This window comes from Janthinobacterium sp. AD80 (assembly GCF_002878455.1).
In the GTDB taxonomy this organism is placed as follows: domain Bacteria; phylum Pseudomonadota; class Gammaproteobacteria; order Burkholderiales; family Burkholderiaceae_D; genus Janthinobacterium.
The window spans coordinates 1-1162 of sequence record NZ_NRDQ01000353.1 but is presented as its reverse complement, the minus strand read 5'-3'; the positions used below and the strand labels follow the sequence as shown (position 1 = coordinate 1162).

At 69.2% G+C, this 1162-nt stretch carries 1 protein-coding gene; it reads right to left on the bottom strand.

Annotation, left to right across the window (positions count from 1 at the left end; genetic code table 11):
* The coding region (locus tag JaAD80_RS29385; protein WP_219726912.1) for a hypothetical protein at positions 1 to 918 on the bottom strand (918 nt) is incomplete at its 3' end.
* Positions 919 to 1162: the final 244 nt, after the last annotated feature.

Below are 1162 nucleotides of genomic sequence, written 5' to 3'. Positions count from 1 at the left end.
CCCCTGGCGCGCCGGCCGCTCCAGCACCAGCTGTTCGCGCCGCGCGTGCAGCACGGTCCAGCCCAGCCACAGCAGCGGCAAGCCGCACCACAGCAGGCGATTCAGCAACAGCGCCGGCGTGAGGGCCAGCAGGGCCGTCGATTTTTCATGCGGCGTCCAGTTCAGGGCCTGGCTTTCCGCCTCGGCGAAGCCGGTGGGATCCAGCAAGGTGGACCAGAGCGGGTCCATGTGCGCGCCCTTCAGCACGATCATCGCAAACATCCAGCACATCATCAGGGCGGCGGCCGCCGCGAATGGGCCGGCCAGGCTGCGCGTGCGCAGACCGGCGATCAGGTACAGCGCGCCGCAGCCCAGCGAGCCGGGCACGACGAACACCAGCCAGGCCCAGGCCAGCGCGGCCCAGGGCGTGGGACCCACCGAGCCAGCCGGCACGATACCCAGCCATTCCAGCACGGGCGCCATGAGAAAGCCCAGCACCTGCGAGGAGCCGAGCAGCATGGCGACGCCGGCGGCGCCGAGGAAGCGTCCCAGCAGCAACGCGCGCAGCGACACGGGCGCCGCCATCACCAGTTCCTGCAATTGCGCCTGGCGGTCGCGCATCACGGGCTGGGCAAACACCCAGGCCCAGGCGAACAGCAGGAAGAAGGCGTCGCCCGAGGTCATCATGTAGATCAGGCTGGGCGCGTTGCGGGGAATGTCGGCGGCGCCCATCTGGCGCAGATAGCCCGCGTGGCTGAGCACCATCAGCAGGTAGGCCGTCAAACCGATGAAGATCAGGGCGATGACGCCGCTGCGCAGGCCGAAGGCGAACTCGCTGCCCGCCTCGCGCCATGCCAGCTGCCAGGCGCCCAGGGCCGAGTGGCTGGCTGGCCGGCTGGCGGCACTGTGCGGCGCGGCCGCTTGCGGAACGGCGCTCATGCCGTTTCCTCCAGGCCCAGGCTGCCCAGAGCCAGGTGGTACACATCTTCCAGGCGCGGCACATGCGGCGCATAGCCGGCGCCGGGCATGACCATCGTCATCATCCTGCGCCCCACCTTCAGCATGACGCGCCAGCGCCGCGCGACCGCATCATCGGCACCATCATCGGGCTGCGTGGTGACGGCCATCGTGATCCGTTTCGTGCACAGCAATATCGTGCTGATGGCCATTTTATTCCTCTCCA